Below are 22,321 nucleotides of genomic sequence, written 5' to 3' on the forward strand. Positions count from 1 at the left end.
CCGGGATAAAATCAGGACTGAAAGTGAAGTTTGGCAACTCCTCCAACTTGAAGCGCCAGAGCCCACTTGTGTGGACGTCAGGTAACGATCTGAACACTGGCAAAAACACTACGATTCTGCCTTCAGATAAACACAATGATTGTGGCGGAAAGGTGGCGGTTTCGCCTTAATTGGAACTATTTCTATAACCGGATCGCAGAAATCAAACGTCCGTAATCCGCTTCTTTCGAATGGGTTGCGCGTCGGTAAGAATAGAATCGGTCAGGGTCGGAATAGGTGCAATGCCGGGTCCATTCGGCCTGGCCAACACCCGCCCGGCGCAGCCGGTGAAGCCCAAATGCTGGCAGGTCAAATTGCATCCGATCTTCCTGCCCATTTGCAAAGAAACGGCTATTGTCTGGGGACTCTGTCAGAAAATCATCCAGAAACTCCGGGCCGACTTCGTAGGCGCGCTGCGAGATGGATGGCCCGATTACGGCGCGGATGTTTGCACGTTGCGCCCCCAACGCCTCCATCGCGTCAAGGGTTGCTTCCAGCACCCCGTCCAGCGCCCCGCGCCATCCGGCATGGGCAGCGCCGATAACCTCAGCCTCGGGATCGGCAAACAGAACCGGTTGGCAATCGGCCGTCAGTATGGTCAGCGCAAGATCGGGGGTCGCGGTAACAATTGCATCAGCTTTGGGTTTCTCACCCTGAATCGGTGCATCAATTGTCAGAACGGTTGGTGAATGGACCTGATGAATGCCAATCAGCCGTTCAGGCGCCACTTCCATGGCCGCCGCGACCCTGTTCCGGTTCAGGGCAACCGCTTGTGTCTGATCCGATGATCCGTGTCCGCAATTCAAACCGGCAAAAATACCAGAGGACGCGCCGCCCCGTCGTGTAAAGAACCCGTGCCGCACGGGCGACAGCATGTCGGAGGTCAAGATTTCCAGTGTCATGGCTCCAGTCCCGGCGGTGGTGCTGATTGTGCTGGGTATAGGCCCAGCACTTTGAACAGGTTTCCCATTTCATCAGGATGCGTCAACCGGCGATGTGCGCTGATAAGGCGTTTCTGCTCTGGCACGTTCAGGTTTCTTATCAATGCCTGCGCGCGTGTGGTGATCCCCAATCGTTCCAGAAACACGCCTTGTGGCGTCAGCCGGGTATGCGCGCATCCTGAAGCACGGGCGGCCATTGCCAGCCGCTCAAAATCGACATGCGCGGTCAGATCGGATTGCCCCGGATCGTCCAATGGTCTGGTTTTCTCATGCGCCTTAACGGCTTGCAGCGTATCGCCCAGCGAGCGCCAATCGCCGTAGTCGATGATCAAAGCCACTCCGTCATGGGAGGCGATGCAATTGGCGATATCCGTCACGATCGGGGTTGCGGTCGCGCACAGTTCGACAAGGTCGCCATCCTTGGTGTCGCCAAGCCTGTCGTTTAAGGCAATCTGAGGCGCATTAGGTCCCAGACCGAATGCAAGACCGTCTTCAGTCACGCCAATCCGTCGTTCACGCCAACCTTCGCCCTCTCGGATGAACTGGCGAATGGGCAGGGCGTCAAAGAACTCATTAGCGACCAGATACAGGGGCTGTTCGGGCAGTTCGGTGGTGGTGCCGATCCAGTTGGGCGTGTACTGGCCTAGCGTTTTCGCCTGGACCTGTCGAAGCGCGGGCGAAGCTTCGACCAGACACACCTGTGCTGCTTCGTGAAACCCTGGAACCTGCCGGGTGGCGCGCAGGATATCGGACATCAAAGTCCCGCGTCCGGGGCCAAGCTCGGCCAATGTAAACGTGCTTGGGCAACCCTGATCCATCCAGCTTTGTGCAAGTGACAGACCGATCAGTTCTCCGAACATCTGACTGATCTCGGGGGCGGTAATGAAATCCCCTTCCGCCCCAAACGGGTCGCGCGTGCTGTAGTACCCTAGTGTGGGATGCAGCAGGCATTCGGACATGAAGTCAGACACGCTCATCGGGCCGTCATGGTGAATGCGACCGATCAGATGGTCCTTTAGCGTCATGCCGCCCGCCGGGCACGTATGGCAAACCAAAGGCCAATGGCGATCATCGGAAGCGATAGTGCTTGACCCATTGTCAGACCGTAGCCTCCGACATGCCAGGCCAGGCCCAACGGGTTGCCGGGTGAGACGAACTGAGCATCCGGTTGCCGAAAGAATTCGACAATGAACCGTGAGGCGCCATAGCCCGCGAGGAATACGCCCATGATCAGGCCGGGTTTGCGAAAGGCGCCGCAGCGATAGACCAGCCACAGAAGTACGGCACCCAATATCAGCCCCTCAAGCGCGGCTTCATAAAGCTGCGATGGATGACGCGCGCAAAAGCCCGCAACGACGCCGGGGCAATCCTGCGCGGCAGTGCCGGGGAAGATCACAGCCCAAGGCAGCTCACTCGGGCGGCCCCATAATTCGGCATTGGTAAAATTGGCCAGACGTCCCAGCAATAGCCCGGGCGGCACTGTATAGGCCACCAGATCGCCCAACGACAGGATCGGTAGGGCATGACGACGCGCATAGAGGTAAGACGCAAGGATGACCCCCAACAGACCACCATGAAAGGCCATGCCGCCCTGCCAGACTTTCAGAATATCGACCGGGTGCGTCAGGTAGTAAGCTGGTTGATAAAACAGAACGAAACCAAGGCGCCCACCGAGGATGACGCCCAGAATGATCCAGGTCATCAGGTCTTCCAGCTGTTCGGGCCGCATCGGCGGCGCATCGTTGCGCCACAACGCAGGCCGCCGCAAGGCAATGATAGCCATACGCCAGGCAATCAGAATACCGGCGATATAGGCCAGCGCGTACCACCTCAGGGCGAATTCCATCCCGAATAGAGAGATCGAGAAGAGTTCGGGCGACAGATCGGGGAAATTCAGAACAGCCTGCATGTGCGTCTCATTGCCCGGGGTTTGCATGGCAAGTCAACCTTGAGCCTGCGCCAATCATTCCCCATATAGAGAGCAACAGCGTTATCGGAGTAAAGCCATGCAAACCCGCAACAAGATCCTCGACGATGTCTCTCAGTTGATGACCAACGCCATGGGCGTGGCGCAGGGCGCACGGGAAGAGGCCGAGAACGCGATGAAATCAATGCTGGACCGCTGGCTGGCAGACCGGGATTTCGTAACGCGGGAAGAGTTTGATGCGGTGCGCGCGATGGCTCAGAAAGCGCGTGAGGAGAACACGGCGCTCGAAGCTCGCATTGCCGCGCTTGAGGCGAAACTGGACAAATAACGCCCATACGCTTGATTTTCAGAAAACACTGAATACCGCGCAGACCTTTCCCGGTTTGTGCGGTGTTGTGCATCTTGCCGCCTTACAGGATTTAATCAAGACAAAGCTGCATCCAACGCCAATATTTTGATCGTCGTTGCCAGCTGTCCACAACTTATTGCTGTTATCCCCAATAAATAGGGTTGCCAGAACTCGCCTCGCGTCGCACCATATTTAGTACAGGCCTACGGGGGAAGCCCGGCTTGTAGAGCAGGCAACTAGCGCTGGGGCGCTGCCAGCCCCAACATGCTAGAGATTAGTGAGGTGGCATTATGGCCCTTTCCGAGCAGTTTCTCGAAGAAGACCTTCATCCAATCGATATTGTAGAACACCTGGCCGAACATCACGACTGGGATTTTGATCGTATCGGCGATGATCAGATCGCCATGGCCGTAGAAGGCCAATGGAGGACCTATTCGATCACGTTGGCCTGGTCGAACTATGACGAAACACTGCGCATGGTCTGTTCGTTCGAGATGGAACCCCCATCCGAGCGTGAGAGCGAGCTTTATGAACTGCTGAACAAGATGAATGATCAGTGTTGGGCCGGTGCATTCACCTACTGGGCAAACCAGAAGCTGATGGTCTACCGTTATGGCCTGGTTCTGGCTGGTGGCCAGATGGCCAGCCCGGATCAGATCAACACCATGATCTCGGCTGCGGTCATGAGCGCTGAACGCTACTACCCCGCAATTCAACTGGTCACATGGGGCAATCGCGATCCGGAGGATGCTATACAGGTTGCCATTGCAGAGGCCTACGGCCGGGCGTAAAGCTTTGCCCCGAACCGATATGTAAGGGGAGGGGCAACCATGGACATGTCGCGCGTGGCCGAAAACGGCCTGGTGCTTTTGGGTTGCGGAAAGATGGGGTCCGCGATGTTGGCAGGTTGGCTGGAACACGGTCTGCCCGCTTCATCTGTTTGGGTGATCGATCCATATCCCTCAGATTGGCTGCGGGCGCAGGACGTTCGTATCAACACCACATTGCCGAACGCGCCTGCCGTTGTTCTGGTTGCCGTTAAACCGCAGATGATGGGGGATGCTCTGCCTGCCATTCAGGCGCTGGGCGGTGGTGGCAGCCTGTTCGTGTCTGTCGCCGCGGGTACGTCGATTGCAACATTCGAGAGTGTTTTGGGCGCAGGCACCCCGATCATTCGCGCCATGCCCAACACACCGGCGGCGATCCGGCGGGGGATCACGGCGATGATTGGCAATGCGCATGTAAGCGAGGAGGACCTGAACCTGGCCGAGGACCTTCTTGCCGCGATTGGTGAAACCGTCCGACTGTCGGAAGAGGCGCAGATTGATGCGGTCACAGGTGTCAGCGGTTCGGGCCCGGCCTATGTGTTCCATTTGATTGAAACACTGGCGGCTGCGGGTGCAGCGCAAGGGTTGCCGGATGATCTGGCCATGAAACTGGCGAAGTCCACGGTTGCCGGGGCAGGGGCGCTTGCCATCGCTGCCGAAGACGGCCCGACGCAGCTACGCGTCAACGTCACCTCACCCAACGGCACCACTCAGGCTGCGCTTGAGGTGTTGATGGACGAAGAGGGTGGCTTCCCCGATCTTCTGCACCGCGCGGTCAAAGCCGCGACGGACCGGTCAAAGGAATTGTCTCGTGCGTGAAATCAGCTTTGATGATTTTCTTAAAGTGGATATCCGGGTGGGTGAGGTCATCCGTGCCGAACCCTATCCCGAAGCCCGCAAGCCCGCGATTAAGATGTGGATCGATTTTGGTGATGAGATTGGTGAGCGGAAAACCTCGGCCCAGATTACGGCCCATTACGATCCCGCCACTTTGGTGGGCAAACAGGTCATGGCCGTGGTCAATTTTCCGCCGCGCCAGATTGGCAAATTTATGTCTGAAGTGCTGGTGCTGGGGCTGCCCGATGAAAGCGGTGAGATCATGTTGATCGGACCGGATGGGAAGGTTCCTTTGGGCGGCCGTATGCACTGAACACACTTTGGGTCTGCGCTAGGCCCTAGTCGCCGACAGCCTCGCGCCAGTGTTTGCGGCAAAGTGAGACATAGGTCTCATTCCCGCCGATCTGTACCTGCGCGCCTTCTGTGATTGCGTTGCCGTTCGCGTCCTGACGAATCACCATTGTGGCTTTGCGCCCGCATTTGCAGATGGTACGAACCTCGCGCATTTCATCGGCCAGGGCCAACAGTGCGGCAGAACCGGGAAACAACTTGCCCTGAAAGTCGACGCGCAGCCCGTAGGCCAGAACTGGGACATTCAGGTCATCGACGGCGCGGGCCAGCTGCCAGACTTGATCCTCAGACAAAAACTGAGCCTCATCAATGAAGACACAGGCGACGGCGCCGCGTTTCAGGCGGGCATCAATCATCACAAACACATCATCACCGGGCAGAAAGGTGTCTGCCTGCTCTGAGATGCCAATGCGCGAGGCGATACGGCCTTGACCGGCGCGCCCGTCGACGGCTGCCGTCATCAGATAAGTTTCCATGCCGCGCTCACGATAGTTGTGCGAGGCCTGCAGCAACACGGTCGATTTGCCCGCGTTCATGGTTGAATAGTTAAAATACAGCTTTGCCATGAGCCGGGTCTAAATCGCATCGGCGGACGGAACAAGGCTTCAAAAAACACCTGAAAAAATAGACGCCGCCGTTGCAGTTGCAAAGGTCGAGCACAGGCTCTTTGGGGATGGAACCCCTGCGCCTACAACAGCGACGCTATCGGCCTTCATTAGGCCTGAACAGCGTGAGACCCAATAATCTTGCCTCACGTTCACTCGTTACCGGCAGGAACTGCCGCCACTCACTCACAAAATCCCCCGCATATCTGAGGGATAGCCAATGTATGACATTTCAATTATGACTCTGTTATGGGAAATTTCCCGGCGCTTTCCCCCAATACTGGCGGTGGAACAGCGGATGCAGGTAACAAAGGTAAAACAATGGCAGATATCGGGGCTTATCTGAAGAAACACACCGAGGCGCTGGTGAAAGACGTCGGAATCGAAGCGGCCTGCGAGATCACCGGAAAATCCAAGGCGACACTTGGCCGGTATTATTCCGACAACACGGAACATGCCGACAGGTTTATGCCCGTGGATGCGGTCGCCCGCCTTGAAAACGCCGCATCCTATCCGCATGTCACATCGGCATTGGCTGATCTCAAAAATATCACGCTGTCCTATGATGGACGGAACACTGATGCCCCTCGTACTGGCGGCGTAAACTCGGATGTCATCGCCCTGAGCCAGCGTTTTGCGATGCTGATGACAGAATACCAAGCCGCCATCGAAGACGGTATCATCACCGTGAACGAAGCCAAGCGTTTGCTGAAAGAAACCAGCCTTCTGCAACAGGTTCTGATCGAGATGAAGTTGCATCTGGAAGAAGAAAGCGTCAGCTGAGTAAGGGGCGAACCCCTGTGATGCGCCAAGCCTCTGGTGCGGATGCCTGGTGCCTCAATTCCGTCATTTCTGGTCGATATGAATGCGACCAAGACAGGTCGGTCAAAGGCAATCCAAAATGAACACACGGCATGAGGCGTATAGCATCCTGTCCGACAGGTTGGTTTTCCGGCTGTACTGGTTTGCTTTGGTGATCTTTATCGTCTTGATGACTTTGGCGGGCCCGATTGATGGGCCGGATGACTTCATGCGCTGGGTCTCGGTTCAGGATCTGCGAAACGGGCAGGGGTGGTTCGATCCCTATCAGCATCGTTTGGGTCCAGGCGAAGGGACGCTGATGCATTGGTCCCGGTTCGTGGATGCACCGATTCTGGCACTATTTGAACTCAGCGCTGTTTTCTTGCCGTCAGAAGCCGCCTTTGAGGTTGCTGGCTTTGTCTGGCCTACCTTGCTGGCGGGTCTCACCCTTTGGGCTTTTGCAGCCACAGGCGGCGCGTTGGGCGGGCGTGAAGGGGCGGTTGCAGCGCTGCTTTTTGGCGTTTTGGCCCTGCTGAACTCAGGCAAGTTCGATCAGCATTCCTTTGACCACCACGGTTTGCAGATTCTGCTGTTTGCCGCAGCGTTGATGTTCTTTGCGCAACGGCAAGACAGGCGGTACGCCGGCTTGTGGTTGGGTGCGTGTCTGGCACTGTCCCTGTCGATCGGCACCGAGTCGCTGGCACAGATCGCCTTGATCGCAGTTTTTGCAGCGCTCGACTGGGCCCTGACGGGGTCCGAGGCCCGGCGCAGAACCATCGCGATGTGCCTTGGGATTTTGGCGACTTTGCTCGTGGCAATCCTTGTGACGGCCAGCCGCACCAGTTTCTTCTATCCAGGCTGCGATGCTCTGACGCTCAGCGTCGCATTGCCACTTAGCCTGGCTGCGCTGGGATTGCTTGTTGCGGCTGCCTTAACCTCACAAAGCGCTGTCTGGGGGCGTTTCACAAACCTTGTGTTGGTTGCAGCCGTCGCGGTGTTCACGGCGTATGTTTATGCACCCTATTGTCTTGGAAACCCAATTGATCAAATGCCGCTGGCCATCAGGCAATTCTGGCTTAGCCAGATCACCGAGTCTCAGAACGTTCTGGTGGTCCTGCAAAGACATGCAGGTGAGACGATTGCCCTGATACTGATTTCGATTTTCCTGATCCTTGCATCTGTGATGTTCATCCGTAGGAGTGATGCGAAAATTGAATACACCCTGTTTCTGTGCCTGATTGCTGCGGGGCTTGTTCTGTTTTTGTATCAGTCCCGACTGATGACGTTCCTCACCATGTCACTGGTCGCCGTACAGGCGCAGGTCTTGGCCGTGATGTATCGCAGATACAGGGCCGAGGGCCGCTCGGCCCTTGGGATTCTGATGATTCTGTTTGTCGTCTTCATGTCACCGAAAACGGGTTCCGCGATTGAGGATCGTATGGCGCCCCAAACGGCCTCGAACGTAGCGGGGGCTGAGCAAACAGCGGCACCGGCTTTTGAATGTAACACCCAGCAGGCCATTCTTCCGCTGCAGGAGCTTGAGCCGGGTTTCATCCTCGCTGATTTCGACTATGCCGCTCAGATCCTGCGATACACGGATCATTCGGTCTTGGCGGGGAACTATCACCGGAACAAGGCCGGTATGCTGGCACAGATTGATCTGTTCCGGTCCGAATCGACCGATGCTGGTCCGCGCCTCAGCGAACTGGGCGTGGACTACATTCTGATCTGCAAGTCCCATCCTCGGGCTGAGTACTGGTCCAGCGTCTCGGATGGCGTTGGGTTCCCGGCAGGTATGATCCAGGACAAGTTGCCGGAAAACGTGGTGGAGATACCTACCAGCGCTGACGCGGTGTTCCAGATTTTCCGCGTGACAGATGTGCCAGGACCCTAGTCAGGTGTGCCGTTTTACGATCACCGATCCGACCGAATAGCCAGCGCCAAACGAACAGATCAGCCCGACATCTCCGTCTTTCAGATCGTCCGAATGCTTGGAAAACGCGATGATCGAACCGGCAGATGAGGTGTTGGCATAATCTTGAAGGATGTTGGGTTGCTCATTCGCTTCGGGCTCACGCCCCAGCACCTTTTTACCAATAAAGTCGTTCATGGTTTTGTTGGCCTGATGCAGCCAGAGACGTTTGAGGTCTTCGCTGCCCACGCCTTCGGCGCTCATGTGATCGCTGATATGTTTGCTGACCATGGGCAGCACTTCCTTGAAGACCTTGCGACCGTTCTGCATGAACTGCATGTCGCGGCGATCATCCATCCCGTCGGGGCGCGAGCGGCGCAGGAAGCCGTTATTGTTGCGAATGTTGTTGGAAAATGCCGTGGCGCATCGGGTCGAGAGGATTTCGAAATGCGGCCCTTGCGCGTCTTCGATCCGTTCGATCAGGGTTGCCGTTGCCACGTCGCCAAAGATGAAGTGGCAATCCCGGTCACGCCATTCCAGGTGGCCAGAGCATATCTCGGGGTTCACAACCAGCGCAGCCCGGATCGAGCCGGACCGCACCATGTCAGCTGCGGCCTGAATGCCGAACGTGGCCGATGAGCAGGCGACATTCATGTCGAACCCGAACCCGTCAATGCCCAGGGCTTGTTGGATTTCAATCGCAACCGCGGGATAGGCCCGTTCGTGGTTTGAAGCCGCGCAAATGACCAGATCGACATCCGCGGCCGTGCGCCCGGCCTGCGCTAGCGCTTTGTTGCAAGCGTCGATGGCCATTTCCGTCATGATACCCGGTTCATCATCGCTGCGCTGACGCAGTGCTGGGTACATCTTGTCCGGATCAAGGACGCCGGTCTTGTCCATGACATATCGGTTTTCGATGCCAGAGGCCTTTACGATGAACTCTTCCGATGAATGCTGCATCGGCTCCATCTCACCATTGGCAATGGCTTCGGCGTTTTCGGCGTTCTGCTTATCTGCATAGGCGTTGAACGCTTGAACAAGCTCAGCGTTGGTGATGACGTTTTCTGGCGTGAAAACACCGGTACCGGTTATGGCGGGCGTATGCATGACGGGTCCTGAAAGTTTCGAATCCGCCTAAAATGCAGTCGCCAGGGGTTTTGATCAAGGGGAGTTGACCCAAGGGAATGAGCGCGAGCTTACCTTAGCGCAGCTTCATAACTTGAATAGTTCAGATAATGAAGTATATGGCGGCCACCTAAGTGGAGAAATCCTTTGTCAGAAGATGTCAGCGAAAGACTTTGCCGCCTGAGTCCTGAAATTCAGTCCATAATGGGGGTCTATGCCCTGTACTGGAAACTGGAAGAGGCGTTTGAGAGCATCGAAACAGAGCTGAGCCATCCCGAATGCCACATGTTGATCAAGCTGGATCAACCCAAGCGTATGGGCGTTCTAGCGGCTGATATGCTTACCGTTCCGTCCACGATCACGGCGACGGCAGATGCGCTGGAGAAGTCGGGGTACCTCAAGCGGGAGCGTGACCCAATGGACCGGCGCGCCTGGTTGTTGGTTTTGACCTCAAAAGGCGAGGATGCCCGAAACATGCTGGTCGCCGAAGCCGGAGCATTGTTCCATCGTGCCTCGGGTCTGAATGCGGACGAAACCGCTCAATTCGCGCAACTGGCGCATAAAATCCGTGATACCATTCTGAAAACGGGAATTCCCGAGGGACTGAAGAAATGAAATTGCTGACTTCATTGGGCCTTGCCCTGACTGTTCTTTCGTCACCGCTGGCTGCACAGGATGTCGCCAAGCCAGTCAAGTTGATGCTGGTGCAAGAAACGATGCCGGGGTTTTCACGCCAGTTCTTCGGGCGCGTCGCGGCGCGGCAGACCGTCGATCTGGCCTTTCAGGTGTCAGGTCAGATTGTCGAAATGCCGGTCACCGAAGGGTTTGTCATCCCCAAAGGCCAGCTGATTGCGCGCCTTGATCAGGAGCCCTTTCAGCTGCGTTTGGATCGGGCAAAGCTGCAAAAGGAACAGGCAGACCGGACCGAAGCCCGCTTGTCACGCCTGCGCGGAACAACTGCCAGCCAGGTTGCCGTCGATGACGCCGTGACTGACGCCCAGTTAGCGGCTATCGCCCTGCGCGATGCGGAATACGAGCTGGAACATGCAACCCTAACCGCTCCCTTCGATGCGCTGGTGTCCAGCCGCGCGGTCGAAGCCTTTACAACTGTCTCGTCGGGTACGCCCATTGTGCGGATCCACGATATGTCCGAGCTGCGGATCGAAGTAGACGTGCCAGAGATCTTATTCCAGCGTACTGGGCAGCAGGATGACATTGTCCTGACCGCGAAGTTCCCGGTCAGCGATGAAGTGTTCCCGCTGGAGATTCGCGAATTTGATGCCGAATCCTCCAGCGTCGGGCAGACCTTTCGCATTCAGTTCGGCCTGACCCCACCTGAGGGTCTGCAGATTCTACCGGGGTCTTCTGTGACCGTGACTGCGCAGGTACAGGATCACAATCGGGGCATTACAATTCCAGCAACCGCTATTGTCGCTGACGCTAGCGGCGCTCTATCAGTGATGGTGTTTTCCCCTGCTGGCGCCGATGAGGGCACCGTGCGCCGTGTGCCCGTCACAATCGAGCCAACCCAGTCGGGCGATGTTCGGGTGCTGACAGGCTTGTCCAGCGGCGACGAGATTGTAGTCGCGGGAGGGGCCGTGCTGACAGATGGTCAGGCGGTGCGCCGCTTTTCCGGCTTCGCCAACTGAGGGGCTGGGATATGAACATCGCGCGCGCCTCGATTGACCGGCCTATCTATACGTGGCTGATCATCCTCATTGCCTTGTTCGGCGGTATCTGGGGCTTTCTGTCACTGGGTCGCTTGGAAGACCCGGCCTTTACCATCAAAAACGCCGTTATTGTCACGCAGTACCCTGGTGCGACGGCCGAACAGGTGGCGCTGGAAGTGTCCGAGCCCCTTGAATCGGCCATTCAGCAGATGGGTGAGGTGGACACGATCACGTCAGTCAATCAGCCCGGGCGATCCCTGATCGAGGTCGAGATCAAATCCACCTATGATGGCACCGAGCTACCCGCCGTCTGGACTCGGTTGCGTGCCAAGATACGCGATGCGGCGCGTGGGCTGCCCTCGGGGGTTGACCAGCCCTTCGTCAATGACGGTTTTGGGGATGTGTTCGGTCTGTTCTATGCGGTCACAGCCGAGGGGTTTTCGGACGCAGAAAAGCATGAACTGGCGACCTTTCTGAGGCGCGAATTGCTGACCGTCTCTGGCGTTGCGGATGTCGAGGTACAAGGCCTGCCGCAAGAGGCTATCTTTATCGAGCCCGACCTTGCGATTTCGGTCAATCAAAACGTTCCGATTCAGGCGATTAACGAGGCGATTTCCAACGCCGATTCCGTCAATGCATCGGGGTCGGTGCGGTCAGCCGATGATCGCACCACGATTCTAACGGCCGAAGGGTCTGACAGCGTGTCCGCTATCGCCGGGCTATCGGTTGGTTCGCAGGGGCAGGTGATTAACCTGTTTGATATGTCCAACGTCTACCGCGCGCGGCAGACCGACCCTGACGTAATCATCCGGTTTGACGGGGTCGAGGCCTTTACGTTGGGTGTGGCGGGTCTGTCGACCGAAAACATCGTCGAAGTCGGCAAACGCGTAGACGCAAAATTTGCTGAGCTTGATATCGCGATCCCCTATGGTGTCGACATCCTGCCGATCTATCAGCAGCATGTCGTGGTCGAGCAGGCATCCAATGACTTTCTGGTGAACCTGGCGATGTCGGTAGCCATCGTGGTTGCCGTGTTGGGCCTGTTCATGGGCTGGCGGGCCGCCGTTGTTGTTGGGTCGACTCTTTTGCTGACTGTGGTTGGCACTCTGCTTTTCATGGCGTTGTTCTCGATCGAGATGGAGAGGATTTCGCTTGGCGCATTGATCATTGCGATGGGAATGCTGGTTGATAACGCCATCGTTGTTGCTGAGGGGATGCAGATTGCCATGCTGCGTGGCAAACCCTCTCGCGATGCGGCGGAAGAGGTCGCTTCAAAGACGCAAATACCGCTGCTTGGTGCGACGGTAATCGGGATCATGGCCTTTGCGGGTATTGGCCTGAGTTCGGATGCAACCGGAGAGTTCCTTTTCTCGCTCTTCGCGGTGATTGGGATCTCACTTCTGCTCAGCTGGGTGTTGGCGATCACCGTGACACCGATGTTGGGGCACTATTTCTTCAAACAGGGTGCAGAGGGGGACGTAGATGCTTATGGCGGGATATTGTTCCGTATCTACGGATCGATCCTGCGCGGCGCATTGCGGTTGAGGTGGCTGGTTGTTGTCGGGTTGGTTGCAGTCACTGTCGCATGCTACGCCGGTTTCGGGCTTGTAAAGCAACAGTTTTTCCCGGATTCGAATACACCGCTGTTCTTCGTGCACTACAAACTGCCGCAAGGTACAACCGTCGCCCGTACCGCTGAAGACATGGCCGTGTTCGAAGAGTGGTTGACTGAGCGGGATGATGTCGTCTCGGTCACAACCTTTGTCGGGCAGGGGGCCACGCGGTTTATGCTGACTTATTCGGCCGAAGACCCGAACCCAAGCTATGGTCATATGATCATCCGTACCGAAACGCTGGAGGATATCCCGCTGTTGCAGGCTGATCTGGAAGAGTTTGGCTCTGTCCAGTTCCCCGAAGGTGAGTTCCGGACCAAGCGGCTGGTCTTTGGACCAGGTGGCGGCGATCCGATCCAGGCACGCTTTTCGGGCAGCGACCCGGTGATCCTGCGGCAACTGGCAGACGAAGCGGTGCAGCGCATGGCGGCCGCATCGCCGAATGCGTTGAACATCTCTCATGACTGGCGCGAGCAAGAGCTTGCCGTTCAGCCGATCTATGCGACCGAACGGGCGCAGACGGCTGGGGTGACGCGTGAAGACATCGCGGCGACATTGCAGTTCTCGACCGACGGCATCACCGGGGGCGTGCTACGTGAGCGAGACCGTCTGATCCCGATTATCCTGCGTCGCCCGGCCGATGGTGAATATTCGATCGTCGATCAGGTGGTCTATTCCGATCAATCGCAGCGTTTTGTTCCGATCGAACAGATGGTGGATGGCTTTGAATACCGTTCGCTGAACACTTTGGTCCACCGGCGCGATCGTGTTCTAACCATCACGGTTGGCGCCGATATCCCGCCCGGCTTTACGGCTGCCCAAGTGCATTCCGAGGTTCGAGATGCGATTGAGGCTATTGATCTGCCACCTGGATACAAAATGGAATGGGGCGGCGAGTTTGAGGACTCTCGTGATGCGCAAGAAAGCCTCGGGCGGCAACTGCCGCTCAGCTTATTGATCATGGTACTGATCTCAGTTCTGTTGTTCAACGCGATCCGTCAACCGATCATTATCTGGCTGTTGGTACCGATGTCCGTGAACGGAGTGGTGATCGGCCTGTTGGGCACCGGGTTGCCCTTCACCTTTACCGCGCTTTTGGGTCTGCTGAGCCTGTCGGGGATGCTGATCAAGAATGGCATTGTACTGGTTGAGGAAATCGATCTGGTCCGCGCGACCGGCAAACCGTTGCAGGACTCGATCATCGAAGCCTCAATCTCGCGTCTGCGCCCGGTCATGCTGGCCGCGATCACCACGATTCTGGGCATGGCTCCGCTGCTGTCGGATGCGTTCTTTGTATCGATGGCGGTGACGATTATGGGTGGTCTTGCCTTTGCCACCATCTTGACGATGGTCGCCGCACCCGTGTTCTATATGCTGTTTTTCAAGCGGGATGAGCCGCTTCAGGCGACTTAGAAACCCGCTGTTTAGATGAAAAACCCCCGGTCTGCGACCGGGGGTTTTGCTTTACTCTTTGGGGAGATTACCCCTGAAGCGACTGTACCTCGACATCGCCTTCGGCCTGCGCCTTGATGGCCAGTGCGGCGGCGTGGCTGGCAGCGGCTGTGGTGAAGTAGGGGATCTTGTCATACAGGGCGACGGAACGGATGACCTTGCTGTCCTCAACCGCCTGGGCGCCTTCGGTTGTGTTCATCACCAGCTGCACCTGCCCGTCTTTCAGCATGTCCGCCACATCCGGGCGGCCCTCATAGACTTTGTTGACCAGATCGCAGGCGACGCCTTGTTCCGCCAGCCAGCTTTGCGTGCCGCGGGTGGCGACAAGGGCAAATCCCTGTGCGGACAAAACCTGTGCGGCTTCGAGCATCGCGGGGGTTTTGTCGGCATCCTTGATCGAAATAAACGCGCGGCCCGATGCGGGCAGTACCATACCCGCGCCCATCTGAGCCTTGAGGAATGCGCGTGGGAAGTCACGATCCCAGCCCATGACCTCACCGGTCGAGCGCATTTCGGGGCCAAGAATGGTGTCGACACCGGGGAACCGGGCGAAGGGCAGAACCGCCTCTTTCACCGAGAACCACGGCATGTCCGGGTCGGCCAGTGTCATCTGATCGGCGATCTTGGTGTCCTGACCTTCCCGATAGGGCGGGCGTTGCGGGAAGTTCGAAAGCTTCTCGCCCGCCATCAACCTCGCGGCGATGGATGCGATGGCACTATCTGTCGCCTTGGCAACGAAAGGCACGGTCCGCGAGGCGCGTGGGTTTACTTCGATCAGGTAGATCTCGTCATCCTTGATCGCGAACTGAACGTTCATCAGGCCCACGACGTTAAGCGCCTTGGCCAGTTTGAACGTCTGATCCTTGATCTGCGCGATGATCTCTTTCGATAGCGAATAGGGCGGCAGCGAGCAGGCCGAGTCGCCTGAGTGCACTCCGGCCTCTTCGATATGCTGCATGATGCCCGCGACGTGAACGTCGGTACCATCACACAGGGCATCCACATCCAGCTCAACCGCACCTGCCAAGTAGCTGTCCAGCAGAACAGGGCTGTCACCCGAAACCACCACGGCCTCGTTGATGTAGCGTTTGAGCTGGTCCATATCACGAACGATTTCCATCGCGCGGCCACCCAGAACGTAAGAGGGGCGGATCACCAGTGGGAACCCGATCTCATCCGCAATGGCCAGCGCTTCGGCATCGGTCGAGGCAATGCCGTTCTTCGGCTGTTTCAGACCCAGATCGTTCACCAGAGCCTGGAACCGCTCGCGGTCTTCGGCCAGGTCAATTGCATCCGGGGTGGTGCCGAGGATCGGAATGCCTTCGGACTCTAGCGCGTTTGCCAGTTTCAATGGCGTTTGCCCGCCGAATTGAACAATGACGCCATGCAATGTGCCGTTTTCCTGTTCCTTCGTCAGAATTTCCATGACGTGCTCAAACGTCAGTGGCTCGAAATACAGGCGGTCCGAAGTGTCATAGTCGGTCGAGACCGTCTCGGGGTTGCAGTTGACCATGATGGTCTCATACCCGGCGTCGGTCAGCGCGAAACAGGCGTGGCAGCAGCAATAGTCGAACTCGATCCCCTGACCGATCCGGTTCGGGCCACCACCAAGGATAACGACTTTCTTGCGGTCGCTTGGGCGCGCTTCGCATTCGACCTCGCCCATCATCGGGGCTTCGTAGGTCGAATACATATAGGGCGTCTGCGCCTCGAATTCAGCGGCGCAGGTGTCGATGCGTTTGAAGACGGCAGTGACGCCCAGATTGCGACGGGCGCGGCGGACGTTGTCCTCGTCCCGGCCAGTTAGGTTGCCCAGACGTGCATCGGTGAAGCCCAGCATCTTCAGCCTGCGAATGCCGTCCTCGGTTATTGGCAGACCGTTTTTGCGGACCTGTTGCTCGGCCTCGACGATCTCGCGGATACGGGACAGGAACCAGGGGTCGAACTTGGTAACGCCGAAAATCTCGTCGTCGCTCAGGCCATGGCGCATCGCTTGTGCGATGGTACGCAGACGATCCGGCGTTTGCTGGCTGATCGCCTTGATCACGGCAGCCTTGTCGTCCGCTGCGTCCCAGACACCCACATTCAAACCGGGGATTTCGACCTCATCAAAACCGGTCAGGCCTGATTCCATAGAGGCCAGCGCCTTTTGCATCGATTCGTGGATGGTGCGGCCAATGGACATGGCCTCACCCACCGATTTCATCGCGGTGGTCAGGTGGGGTTCAGAGCCCGGGAACTTTTCGAAGGCGAATTTTGGTATCTTGGTGACGACATAGTCGATGGTCGGCTCGAACGAGGCTGGGGTGACCTTAGTGATGTCATTGTCCAGCTCGTCCAGCGTGTAACCTACGGCCAGCTTTGCGGCGATCTTGGCAATCGGGAATCCGGTCGCTTTGGACGCCAGCGCCGAGGACCGCGACACACGCGGATTCATCTCGATCACGACCATCCGGCCATCAACAGGGTTGATCGCCCATTGCACGTTCGACCCGCCGGTTTCCACACCGATCTCGCGCAGCACTGCAATCGAGTGATTGCGCATGATCTGGTATTCTTTGTCGGTCAACGTGAGCGCCGGGGCCACGGTGATCGAGTCACCGGTATGCACCCCCATCGGATCGACGTTTTCAATGGAACACACGATGATGGCGTTGTCGGCAGTATCGCGCACCACCTCCATCTCATACTCTTTCCAGCCCAGCAGGCTCTCGTCGATCAGGATCTGACCCACGGGCGATGCATCCATGCCCGAGCGGCAAATATGGATATAATCCTCACGGTTATAGGCCACACCGCCGCCGGTGCCGCCCAGCGTAAAGGCCGGGCGGATGATGGCGGGAAGGCCGACCGTTTCAAGGGTCTCCAGGGCCAGCACCACGCCGGCCTCCAGGTCTTTCTTGCCCTCTGCGTTCTTGGGGGCGGTCACGATCTCGGCCTTGGGGTTTTCGATTCCCAGCCGGTCCATCGCCTCGCGGAACAGTTTGCGGTCTTCGGCCATCTCGATCGCGTCGCGTTTCGCGCCGATCATCTCAACACCGAATTCTTCGAGCACGCCCATTTCTTCCAATGCGAGCGAGGTGTTCAGGCCGGTTTGTCCGCCCATCGTGGGCAGCAAGGCGTCGGGGCGTTCTTTTTCGATAATCTTGGCGACAACTTCGGGTGTGATCGGTTCGATATAGGTGGCATCGGCTAGACCGGGATCGGTCATGATCGTGGCGGGGTTCGAGTTTACCAGAATGACCCGATAGCCTTCTTCACGCAGCGCCTTACAGGCCTGTGCCCCGGAATAGTCAAACTCGCATGCCTGCCCGATAACAATGGGCCCCGCCCCGATGATCATAATCGACTGTATGTCGGTTCTTCTCGGCATGGCTTTGCCCCTTCACAATGTACGAGTCACCGGCACCGCCCCAGTGCCCAAATTGTCCTGCGTTATAGGGTTCGCGCCAAAAGGTGCAAGAGGTATCGGAAATCGAGGCCAAATTGCCGCTTTATTCTCTTTCCATTGGCGTCGTATTCTCTATATCGCGCAGCACTGTTGATGAGGATGCACTTGCGTATTCGTTTCGATCAGGGCCCTGCCGGTCCGGGAACCCGGTTTGACCGGCCATCCCATATCATCCGCGCGGACAGGGCGGATCAGGTGCCGCATGCGCTGGCGGCCTTGGATGAGGCGCGCGCATCGGGCAGATGGCTGGCCGGCTATGCCAGCTATGAGCTTGGATACACGCTTGAGCCCCGTCTGGCCGCGCGACTGCCAGAGGGGCGAAAGCTGCCTTTGCTGTGTTTTGGCGTCTATGACCCGCCAAAGCAAAGCGAATTGCCCAAAGCCTCGGGCGGTATATCAAAGTTTCAGCCGCGTTGGGACGAGGCGCGATACAGCCGGGCATTTAAATCAGTGCATGACGCCATTGGTGCGGGCGATATTTATCAGGCCAATCTGACATTCCCGATTGATCTGGAAATCGACGGCGACAGCGCCTCGCTTTATGCGGCGCTGACCTCGGGCCAGCCGGTCGGACACGGGGCGTTGGTTCAGCAAGACGGATTGCCCGATCTGCTCAGCCGCTCGCCCGAGTTGTTTTTCCGTACAGATGAGGCCGGGCAGATCGAAACGCGTCCGATGAAAGGCACACAGCCACGTAGCGAGGATATGGCTGAGGACGCCCGCCGCCGAAACTTCTTGTCCAGCGATGAGAAGAACCGGGCCGAGAACCTGATGATCGTTGATCTGCTGCGCAACGATATCAGCCGGGTTGCCCTGCCGGGGTCGGTTCATGTGCCTGAACTGTTCAAAGTGGAAACCTACGCGACTGTGCACCAGATGGTTTCGCTGGTGCGGGCAAAGTTGCAGATTGGTGCCGGGCTGTCAGGCATCCTGACGGCTTTGTTCCCCTGTGGGTCCATCACCGGTGCCCCCAAAATCCGCGCGATGGAGATATTGTCTGAATTGGAGCCTTGGCCGCGCGACATCTATTGCGGCGCAATTGGCTGGGCCGCGCCGGATGGCCGGTCCGAGTTCAACGTCGCCATCCGTACGCTTATGACGGAGGGTGGCAAAGCGATCCTGAATGTCGGCGGCGGTGTGGTCTGGGACAGCACAGCCCCATCGGAATACGAGGAGGCATTATGGAAAGCCCGCTTTGCCCACCAGTTGAGCCTGACTTCCGCCTGATCGAAACGCTGGGCTTTCAGCCCGGGCAAGGGTTCGAGCGGGAGGATCGGCACCTGAACCGTATGAGCCGAACAGCATCGGCTCTGGCCTTGCCTTTCGACCGTGAGGCGGCGCGGGGGATGTTGTCCGAGGTGGAGTGTGATGTCGCCCTTCGGTGCAGGCTAACGATGGATGTCGCTGGCCAGTTCGATCTGACAGCCGCCCCACTGGCGGACAAACCCCCACTCTGGCGAATTGCCGTCGCTGACACCAAGTTGAGTTCCGACGACATCTGGCTCCGCCACAAAACGACCCGTCGTGTGATCTATGATACTGCGCGCGCGTCGATTCCCAGAGCTGTCGATGAGTTGTTGTTCCTGAACGAGCGGGGCGAGCTGTGCGAGGGGTCAATCACCAATCTGTTCCTTGAAACACGCGACGGTCGTCACTTAACTCCGAAACTATCGAGCGGGTTGTTGCCCGGTATCTTGCGCGAAGAGTTGTTGGAACAGGATTTTGCTGAGGCAGTGCTGACGTTGAACGACTTGAAGGATGCGAAAGCGGTTTACATGGGGAATTCCCTGCGCGGTCTGATCCCGGCTGAGTTGGTGAGCTTGTGAATAGGAGCGAGGCATTAACAACCCCTCCGGTCGCGCTGACGCGCTTAAGGTTTGAGTTTTGCCTGTTTTTCATCGCAGCCCCTTTGGCCATCGCGGTTTTCCTGCCGCCCAACTGGATGTTTCCGGCGCTATTTGCCTTCACCGGTCTGGGTATCCTTCTGCTGCACGCGACACCGGGGTTTCGCTGGGCCGAACTAAGATACGGCTGGGCGAACTGGTCGCTGCGTGAACTGGCGCTGTTTGCAGGGGCGACCGCTGCGTTCTGTATCGCGCTGATCTATGTCACACGCCCGGACGCGGCTTTTGCGCTTCTACGGTACCGGCCCGAGTTGCTGGCCTTCATCTGGGTTGGCTATCCGTTGCTGTCTGCATTACCACAGGAGTTGCTGTTTCGGCCGCTATTCTTCCGCCGGTATCACGCCTTGCTACCCGAAGGGCGCCGGGCCGACTTGCTGAACGCAGCCATCTTTTCCTTCGCGCATCTGATGTATTGGAGCTGGATTGTAGCCATCATGACCTTTGTTGGTGGGCTGTTCTTTAGCTGGGCCTATCGCAAGCGCGGTTCGTTCTTCTACGCGGTTTTGCTGCACGCGATTGCGGGGAATATCATCTTTGCCGTGGGTCTGGGTGTGTATTTCTATTCAGGCAACGTGCAAAGGCCGTTTTGACGGGGCGACCTGCCTTGACTTTCCGGGCCTGACGGGGTGTATCGGCGCGACGAATTCTGCGCCCGAAGGGATATGATCGATGCACGCCTATCGCAGCCACACCTGCGCCGCTCTGACCGCCGCCAATGTTGGTGAAACCGTCCGCCTGTCCGGTTGGGTGCATCGTGTCCGAGATCATGGTGGCGTGCTGTTCATCGACCTGCGCGACCATTTTGGTGTGACACAAGTTCTGTGCGATGGCGACAGCGCGGCCTTTACCGAGCTGGAGAAGGTTCGGTCCGAATGGTGTATCCGCATCGATGGCACCGTCAAAGCGCGCGACGCTGATCTGGTGAACCCGAAACTGCCCACCGGCGAGATCGAGGTTTATGTGCGCGAACTGGAAGTTCTGGGTGCGGCCGACGAGCTGCCGTTGATGGTGTTTGGCGATCAGGAATACCCCGAGGAAACCCGCCTGCGCTATCGCTACCTCGACCTGCGCCGCGAGGCGATGCAGCAGAACATGACCCTGCGCTCGGACGTTGTGGCCTCGATGCGTCGCCGCATGTGGGATCAGGGCTTCCGTGAATATCAGACGCCGATCATCACGGCCTCGTCCCCCGAAGGCGCGCGCGACTTTCTGGTGCCCTCGCGTCTGCACCCCGGCAAATTCTACGCGCTTCCTCAGGCGCCTCAGCAGTTCAAACAGCTGATCATGGTGTCGGGTTTCGACAAGTACTTCCAGATTGCACCATGCTTCCGGGACGAAGACCCGCGCGCGGACCGGTCACCCACCGATTTCTACCAGCTTGACCTTGAGATGTCCTTTGTCGAGCAGCAGGACGTGTTCGACACGATCCAGCCCGTTCTGACCGGCGTGTTTGAAGAGTTCGGCGGTGGCCGTAAGGTCGATCAGGACTGGCCGCAGATTTCCTACAAGGATGCGGCCCTGTGGTATGGCAGCGACAAGCCCGACCTGCGGAACCCTATTAAAATGCAAGTGGTCTCCGACCACTTCCGCGGGTCTGGCTTTGCGATTTTCGCAAAGCTGTTGGAGCAGGATGGTACCGAAATTCGCGCCATCCCGGCGCCGAGCGGTGGCAGCCGCAAGTTCTGTGACCGCATGAACGCCTTTGCTCAGAGAGAAGGCCTGCCCGGTATGGGTTACATCTTCTGGCGCGATCAGGGCGAAGGGATGGAGGCCGCTGGCCCGTTGGCCAAGAACATCGGCCCCGAGCGGACCGAGGCGATCCGTCAGCAACTGGGTCTGGGCGTTGGCGATGCCGCGTTCTTCCTGGGTGGCAAACCGAAGGCCTTTGAAAAGGTCGCAGGCAAGGCGCGAGATGTCATCGGCGAAGAACTGAGCCTTACCGAAAAAGACCGTTTTGCCTTTGCCTGGATCGTGGATTTCCCGATCTACGAGCAGGACGAGGAAACCGGCGCCATCGACTTTGAACATAACCCGTTCTCGATGCCGCAGGGCGGTATGGAGGCGCTGAACGGCAATCCCCTGGACGTGCGCGGCTATCAGTACGATCTGGCCTGTAACGGCTATGAGCTGGTCTCGGGCGCGATCCGGAACCACAAGCCGGAAATCATGCTGAAAGCCTTTGAGCTAGCAGGTTATGGCGAGGAAGAAGTCAAATCCCGCTTTGGCGCATTGTTCAATGCCTTCCACTATGGTGCGCCGCCGCACGGGGGCTGCGCTGCGGGTATCGACCGGATCGTGATGCTGCTGGCCGATGAGGCCAATATCCGTGAGGTCATGATGTTTCCGATGAACCAGCGCGCCGAAGACCTGATGATGGATGCACCGTCCGATCCGACCTCGGATCAGTTGATGGAACTGGGTCTGCGGATCATTCCACAGGATTAGATCACCGTGGCCAGACTTTGCTCACGAGCTGGTGAAGCGCGAAACATCGGTCGATTTGCGGCTGAAAGGCCC

General features: G+C 57.8%; 19 protein-coding genes. 13 read left to right on the forward strand and 6 right to left on the reverse strand.

All coding sequences use genetic code 11. The annotated features are described in order from the left end of the window. Window positions 1–182: 182 nt before the first annotated feature. The 3 genes from pgeF to lgt are packed head-to-tail and all read right to left on the reverse strand — an operon-like array spanning window position 183 to window position 2,889. On the reverse strand, window positions 183–941 hold the full coding sequence (gene pgeF / locus ABLN87_RS11830) for a peptidoglycan editing factor PgeF (protein WP_353010459.1): 759 nt from the start codon (window positions 939–941) through the stop codon (window positions 183–185). After that, window positions 938–2,005, reverse strand: a complete 1,068-nt coding sequence (locus ABLN87_RS11835) for a class I SAM-dependent methyltransferase (RefSeq protein WP_353010461.1) — start codon at window positions 2,003–2,005, stop codon at window positions 938–940. The genes pgeF and ABLN87_RS11835 overlap by 4 nt, the downstream gene beginning before the upstream one ends. Next, window positions 2,002–2,889 carry a prolipoprotein diacylglyceryl transferase gene (gene lgt, locus ABLN87_RS11840; protein ID WP_353010463.1) on the reverse strand — a complete coding sequence of 296 codons (888 nt, stop codon included), beginning with the start codon at window positions 2,887–2,889 and terminating at the stop codon, window positions 2,002–2,004. Before lgt ends, ABLN87_RS11835 begins: the two co-directional genes overlap by 4 nt. A gap of 97 nt (window positions 2,890–2,986) precedes the next feature. On the opposite strand from lgt, the gene ABLN87_RS11845 reads away from it, so the two are divergent. The 4 genes from ABLN87_RS11845 to ABLN87_RS11860 all read left to right on the forward strand — a co-directional run bounded on the left by ABLN87_RS11845 (window position 2,987) and on the right by ABLN87_RS11860 (window position 5,233). Next, the gene (locus ABLN87_RS11845; RefSeq protein WP_353010465.1) at window positions 2,987–3,235 is read left to right on the forward strand and encodes an accessory factor UbiK family protein; all 249 of its coding nucleotides are present in this window, start codon (window positions 2,987–2,989) and stop codon (window positions 3,233–3,235) included. Between the two features lie 311 nt (window positions 3,236–3,546). Beyond that, complete coding sequence (locus ABLN87_RS11850) at window positions 3,547–4,047, forward strand: YbjN domain-containing protein (RefSeq protein WP_170536283.1); 501 nt, start codon at window positions 3,547–3,549, stop codon at window positions 4,045–4,047. A gap of 39 nt (window positions 4,048–4,086) precedes the next feature. Beyond that, on the forward strand, window positions 4,087–4,902 hold the full coding sequence (gene proC / locus ABLN87_RS11855) for a pyrroline-5-carboxylate reductase (RefSeq protein ID WP_353010467.1): 816 nt from the start codon (window positions 4,087–4,089) through the stop codon (window positions 4,900–4,902). Continuing rightward, entirely contained in the window at window positions 4,895–5,233 is a 339-nt protein-coding gene (locus ABLN87_RS11860) for a tRNA-binding protein (RefSeq protein ID WP_353010469.1), read from the forward strand. The genes proC and ABLN87_RS11860 overlap by 8 nt, the downstream gene beginning before the upstream one ends. A gap of 25 nt (window positions 5,234–5,258) precedes the next feature. Here the strand turns inward: ABLN87_RS11860 and ABLN87_RS11865 are convergent, their stop codons facing one another. Beyond that, entirely contained in the window at window positions 5,259–5,837 is a 579-nt protein-coding gene (locus tag ABLN87_RS11865; RefSeq protein ID WP_353010471.1) for a thymidine kinase, read from the reverse strand. A gap of 360 nt (window positions 5,838–6,197) precedes the next feature. On the opposite strand from ABLN87_RS11865, the gene ABLN87_RS11870 reads away from it, so the two are divergent. Further along, window positions 6,198–6,659, forward strand: coding sequence for a hypothetical protein (locus ABLN87_RS11870; RefSeq protein ID WP_353010737.1), 462 nt, complete (start codon window positions 6,198–6,200; stop codon window positions 6,657–6,659). Window positions 6,660–6,777: 118 nt separating this feature from the next. Beyond that, window positions 6,778–8,571: a hypothetical protein gene (locus ABLN87_RS11875; protein WP_353010472.1), complete on the forward strand. Its 1,794-nt coding sequence runs from the start codon at window positions 6,778–6,780 to the stop codon at window positions 8,569–8,571. Here ABLN87_RS11875 and ABLN87_RS11880 read toward each other — a convergent pair whose 3' ends face one another. Then, window positions 8,572–9,696 carry a beta-ketoacyl-ACP synthase III gene (locus tag ABLN87_RS11880; protein WP_353010474.1) on the reverse strand — a complete coding sequence of 375 codons (1,125 nt, stop codon included), beginning with the start codon at window positions 9,694–9,696 and terminating at the stop codon, window positions 8,572–8,574. It lies immediately after the preceding gene. Window positions 9,697–9,918: 222 nt separating this feature from the next. On the opposite strand from ABLN87_RS11880, the gene ABLN87_RS11885 reads away from it, so the two are divergent. From ABLN87_RS11885 to ABLN87_RS11895, 3 genes are read left to right on the forward strand one after another with little or no spacing between them, the layout of a single operon-like run. Further along, on the forward strand, window positions 9,919–10,329 hold the full coding sequence (locus tag ABLN87_RS11885) for a MarR family winged helix-turn-helix transcriptional regulator (RefSeq protein ID WP_353010476.1): 411 nt from the start codon (window positions 9,919–9,921) through the stop codon (window positions 10,327–10,329). Further along, complete coding sequence (locus tag ABLN87_RS11890; RefSeq protein ID WP_353010478.1) at window positions 10,326–11,363, forward strand: efflux RND transporter periplasmic adaptor subunit; 1,038 nt, start codon at window positions 10,326–10,328, stop codon at window positions 11,361–11,363. Before ABLN87_RS11885 ends, ABLN87_RS11890 begins: the two co-directional genes overlap by 4 nt. Before the next feature lie 11 nt (window positions 11,364–11,374). Further along, window positions 11,375–14,410, forward strand: coding sequence for an efflux RND transporter permease subunit (locus ABLN87_RS11895; protein ID WP_353010480.1), 3,036 nt, complete (start codon window positions 11,375–11,377; stop codon window positions 14,408–14,410). 67 nt (window positions 14,411–14,477) lie between these two features. On the opposite strand, the gene carB is transcribed toward ABLN87_RS11895, so the two are convergent. Then, a complete protein-coding gene (gene carB, locus ABLN87_RS11900) occupies window positions 14,478–17,822 on the reverse strand; it encodes a carbamoyl-phosphate synthase large subunit (protein WP_353010482.1) in 3,345 nt (1,114 codons plus the stop codon). 177 nt (window positions 17,823–17,999) lie between these two features. Here carB and ABLN87_RS11905 point away from each other — a divergent pair, with 177 nt between their 5' ends. The 4 genes from ABLN87_RS11905 to aspS all read left to right on the forward strand — a co-directional run bounded on the left by ABLN87_RS11905 (window position 18,000) and on the right by aspS (window position 22,249). Further along, window positions 18,000–19,127 carry an aminodeoxychorismate synthase component I gene (locus ABLN87_RS11905; protein ID WP_353010739.1) on the forward strand — a complete coding sequence of 376 codons (1,128 nt, stop codon included), beginning with the start codon at window positions 18,000–18,002 and terminating at the stop codon, window positions 19,125–19,127. Next, window positions 19,082–19,726, forward strand: coding sequence for an aminotransferase class IV family protein (locus ABLN87_RS11910; protein ID WP_353010484.1), 645 nt, complete (start codon window positions 19,082–19,084; stop codon window positions 19,724–19,726). Before ABLN87_RS11905 ends, ABLN87_RS11910 begins: the two co-directional genes overlap by 46 nt. After that, entirely contained in the window at window positions 19,723–20,394 is a 672-nt protein-coding gene (locus ABLN87_RS11915; protein WP_353010486.1) for a CPBP family intramembrane glutamic endopeptidase, read from the forward strand. The genes ABLN87_RS11910 and ABLN87_RS11915 overlap by 4 nt, the downstream gene beginning before the upstream one ends. 79 nt (window positions 20,395–20,473) lie before the next feature. After that, window positions 20,474–22,249, forward strand: coding sequence for an aspartate--tRNA ligase (aspS, locus tag ABLN87_RS11920; protein WP_353010488.1), 1,776 nt, complete (start codon window positions 20,474–20,476; stop codon window positions 22,247–22,249). Window positions 22,250–22,321 lie beyond the last annotated feature (72 nt).

Origin of the sequence: Ruegeria sp. SCP10 (genome assembly GCF_040329495.1) — a bacterium.
Taxonomy (GTDB): Bacteria; Pseudomonadota; Alphaproteobacteria; order Rhodobacterales; family Rhodobacteraceae; genus Ruegeria.

Excerpts from the sequence above, each read along its gene's own strand:
- ABLN87_RS11875 (WP_353010472.1), top strand. The coding sequence starts at position 6,778 with ATGAACACACGGCATGAGGCGTATAGCATCCTGTCCGACAGGTTGGTT.
- ABLN87_RS11895 (WP_353010480.1), top strand. The coding sequence starts at position 11,375 with ATGAACATCGCGCGCGCCTCGATTGACCGGCCTATCTATACGTGGCTG.
- carB (WP_353010482.1), bottom strand. The coding sequence starts at position 17,822 with ATGCCGAGAAGAACCGACATACAGTCGATTATGATCATCGGGGCGGGG.
- ABLN87_RS11870 (WP_353010737.1), top strand. The coding sequence starts at position 6,198 with ATGGCAGATATCGGGGCTTATCTGAAGAAACACACCGAGGCGCTGGTG.
- aspS (WP_353010488.1), top strand. The coding sequence starts at position 20,474 with ATGCACGCCTATCGCAGCCACACCTGCGCCGCTCTGACCGCCGCCAAT.
- lgt (WP_353010463.1), bottom strand. The coding sequence starts at position 2,889 with ATGCAGGCTGTTCTGAATTTCCCCGATCTGTCGCCCGAACTCTTCTCG.
- ABLN87_RS11905 (WP_353010739.1), top strand. The coding sequence starts at position 18,000 with ATGCACTTGCGTATTCGTTTCGATCAGGGCCCTGCCGGTCCGGGAACC.
- ABLN87_RS11835 (WP_353010461.1), bottom strand. The coding sequence starts at position 2,005 with ATGACGCTAAAGGACCATCTGATCGGTCGCATTCACCATGACGGCCCG.
- ABLN87_RS11845 (WP_353010465.1), top strand. The coding sequence starts at position 2,987 with ATGCAAACCCGCAACAAGATCCTCGACGATGTCTCTCAGTTGATGACC.
- ABLN87_RS11865 (WP_353010471.1), bottom strand. The coding sequence starts at position 5,837 with ATGGCAAAGCTGTATTTTAACTATTCAACCATGAACGCGGGCAAATCG.
- ABLN87_RS11910 (WP_353010484.1), top strand. The coding sequence starts at position 19,082 with ATGGAAAGCCCGCTTTGCCCACCAGTTGAGCCTGACTTCCGCCTGATC.
- ABLN87_RS11880 (WP_353010474.1), bottom strand. The coding sequence starts at position 9,696 with ATGCATACGCCCGCCATAACCGGTACCGGTGTTTTCACGCCAGAAAAC.
- ABLN87_RS11890 (WP_353010478.1), top strand. The coding sequence starts at position 10,326 with ATGAAATTGCTGACTTCATTGGGCCTTGCCCTGACTGTTCTTTCGTCA.
- proC (WP_353010467.1), top strand. The coding sequence starts at position 4,087 with ATGGACATGTCGCGCGTGGCCGAAAACGGCCTGGTGCTTTTGGGTTGC.
- pgeF (WP_353010459.1), bottom strand. The coding sequence starts at position 941 with ATGACACTGGAAATCTTGACCTCCGACATGCTGTCGCCCGTGCGGCAC.
- ABLN87_RS11885 (WP_353010476.1), top strand. The coding sequence starts at position 9,919 with ATGGGGGTCTATGCCCTGTACTGGAAACTGGAAGAGGCGTTTGAGAGC.
- ABLN87_RS11850 (WP_170536283.1), top strand. The coding sequence starts at position 3,547 with ATGGCCCTTTCCGAGCAGTTTCTCGAAGAAGACCTTCATCCAATCGAT.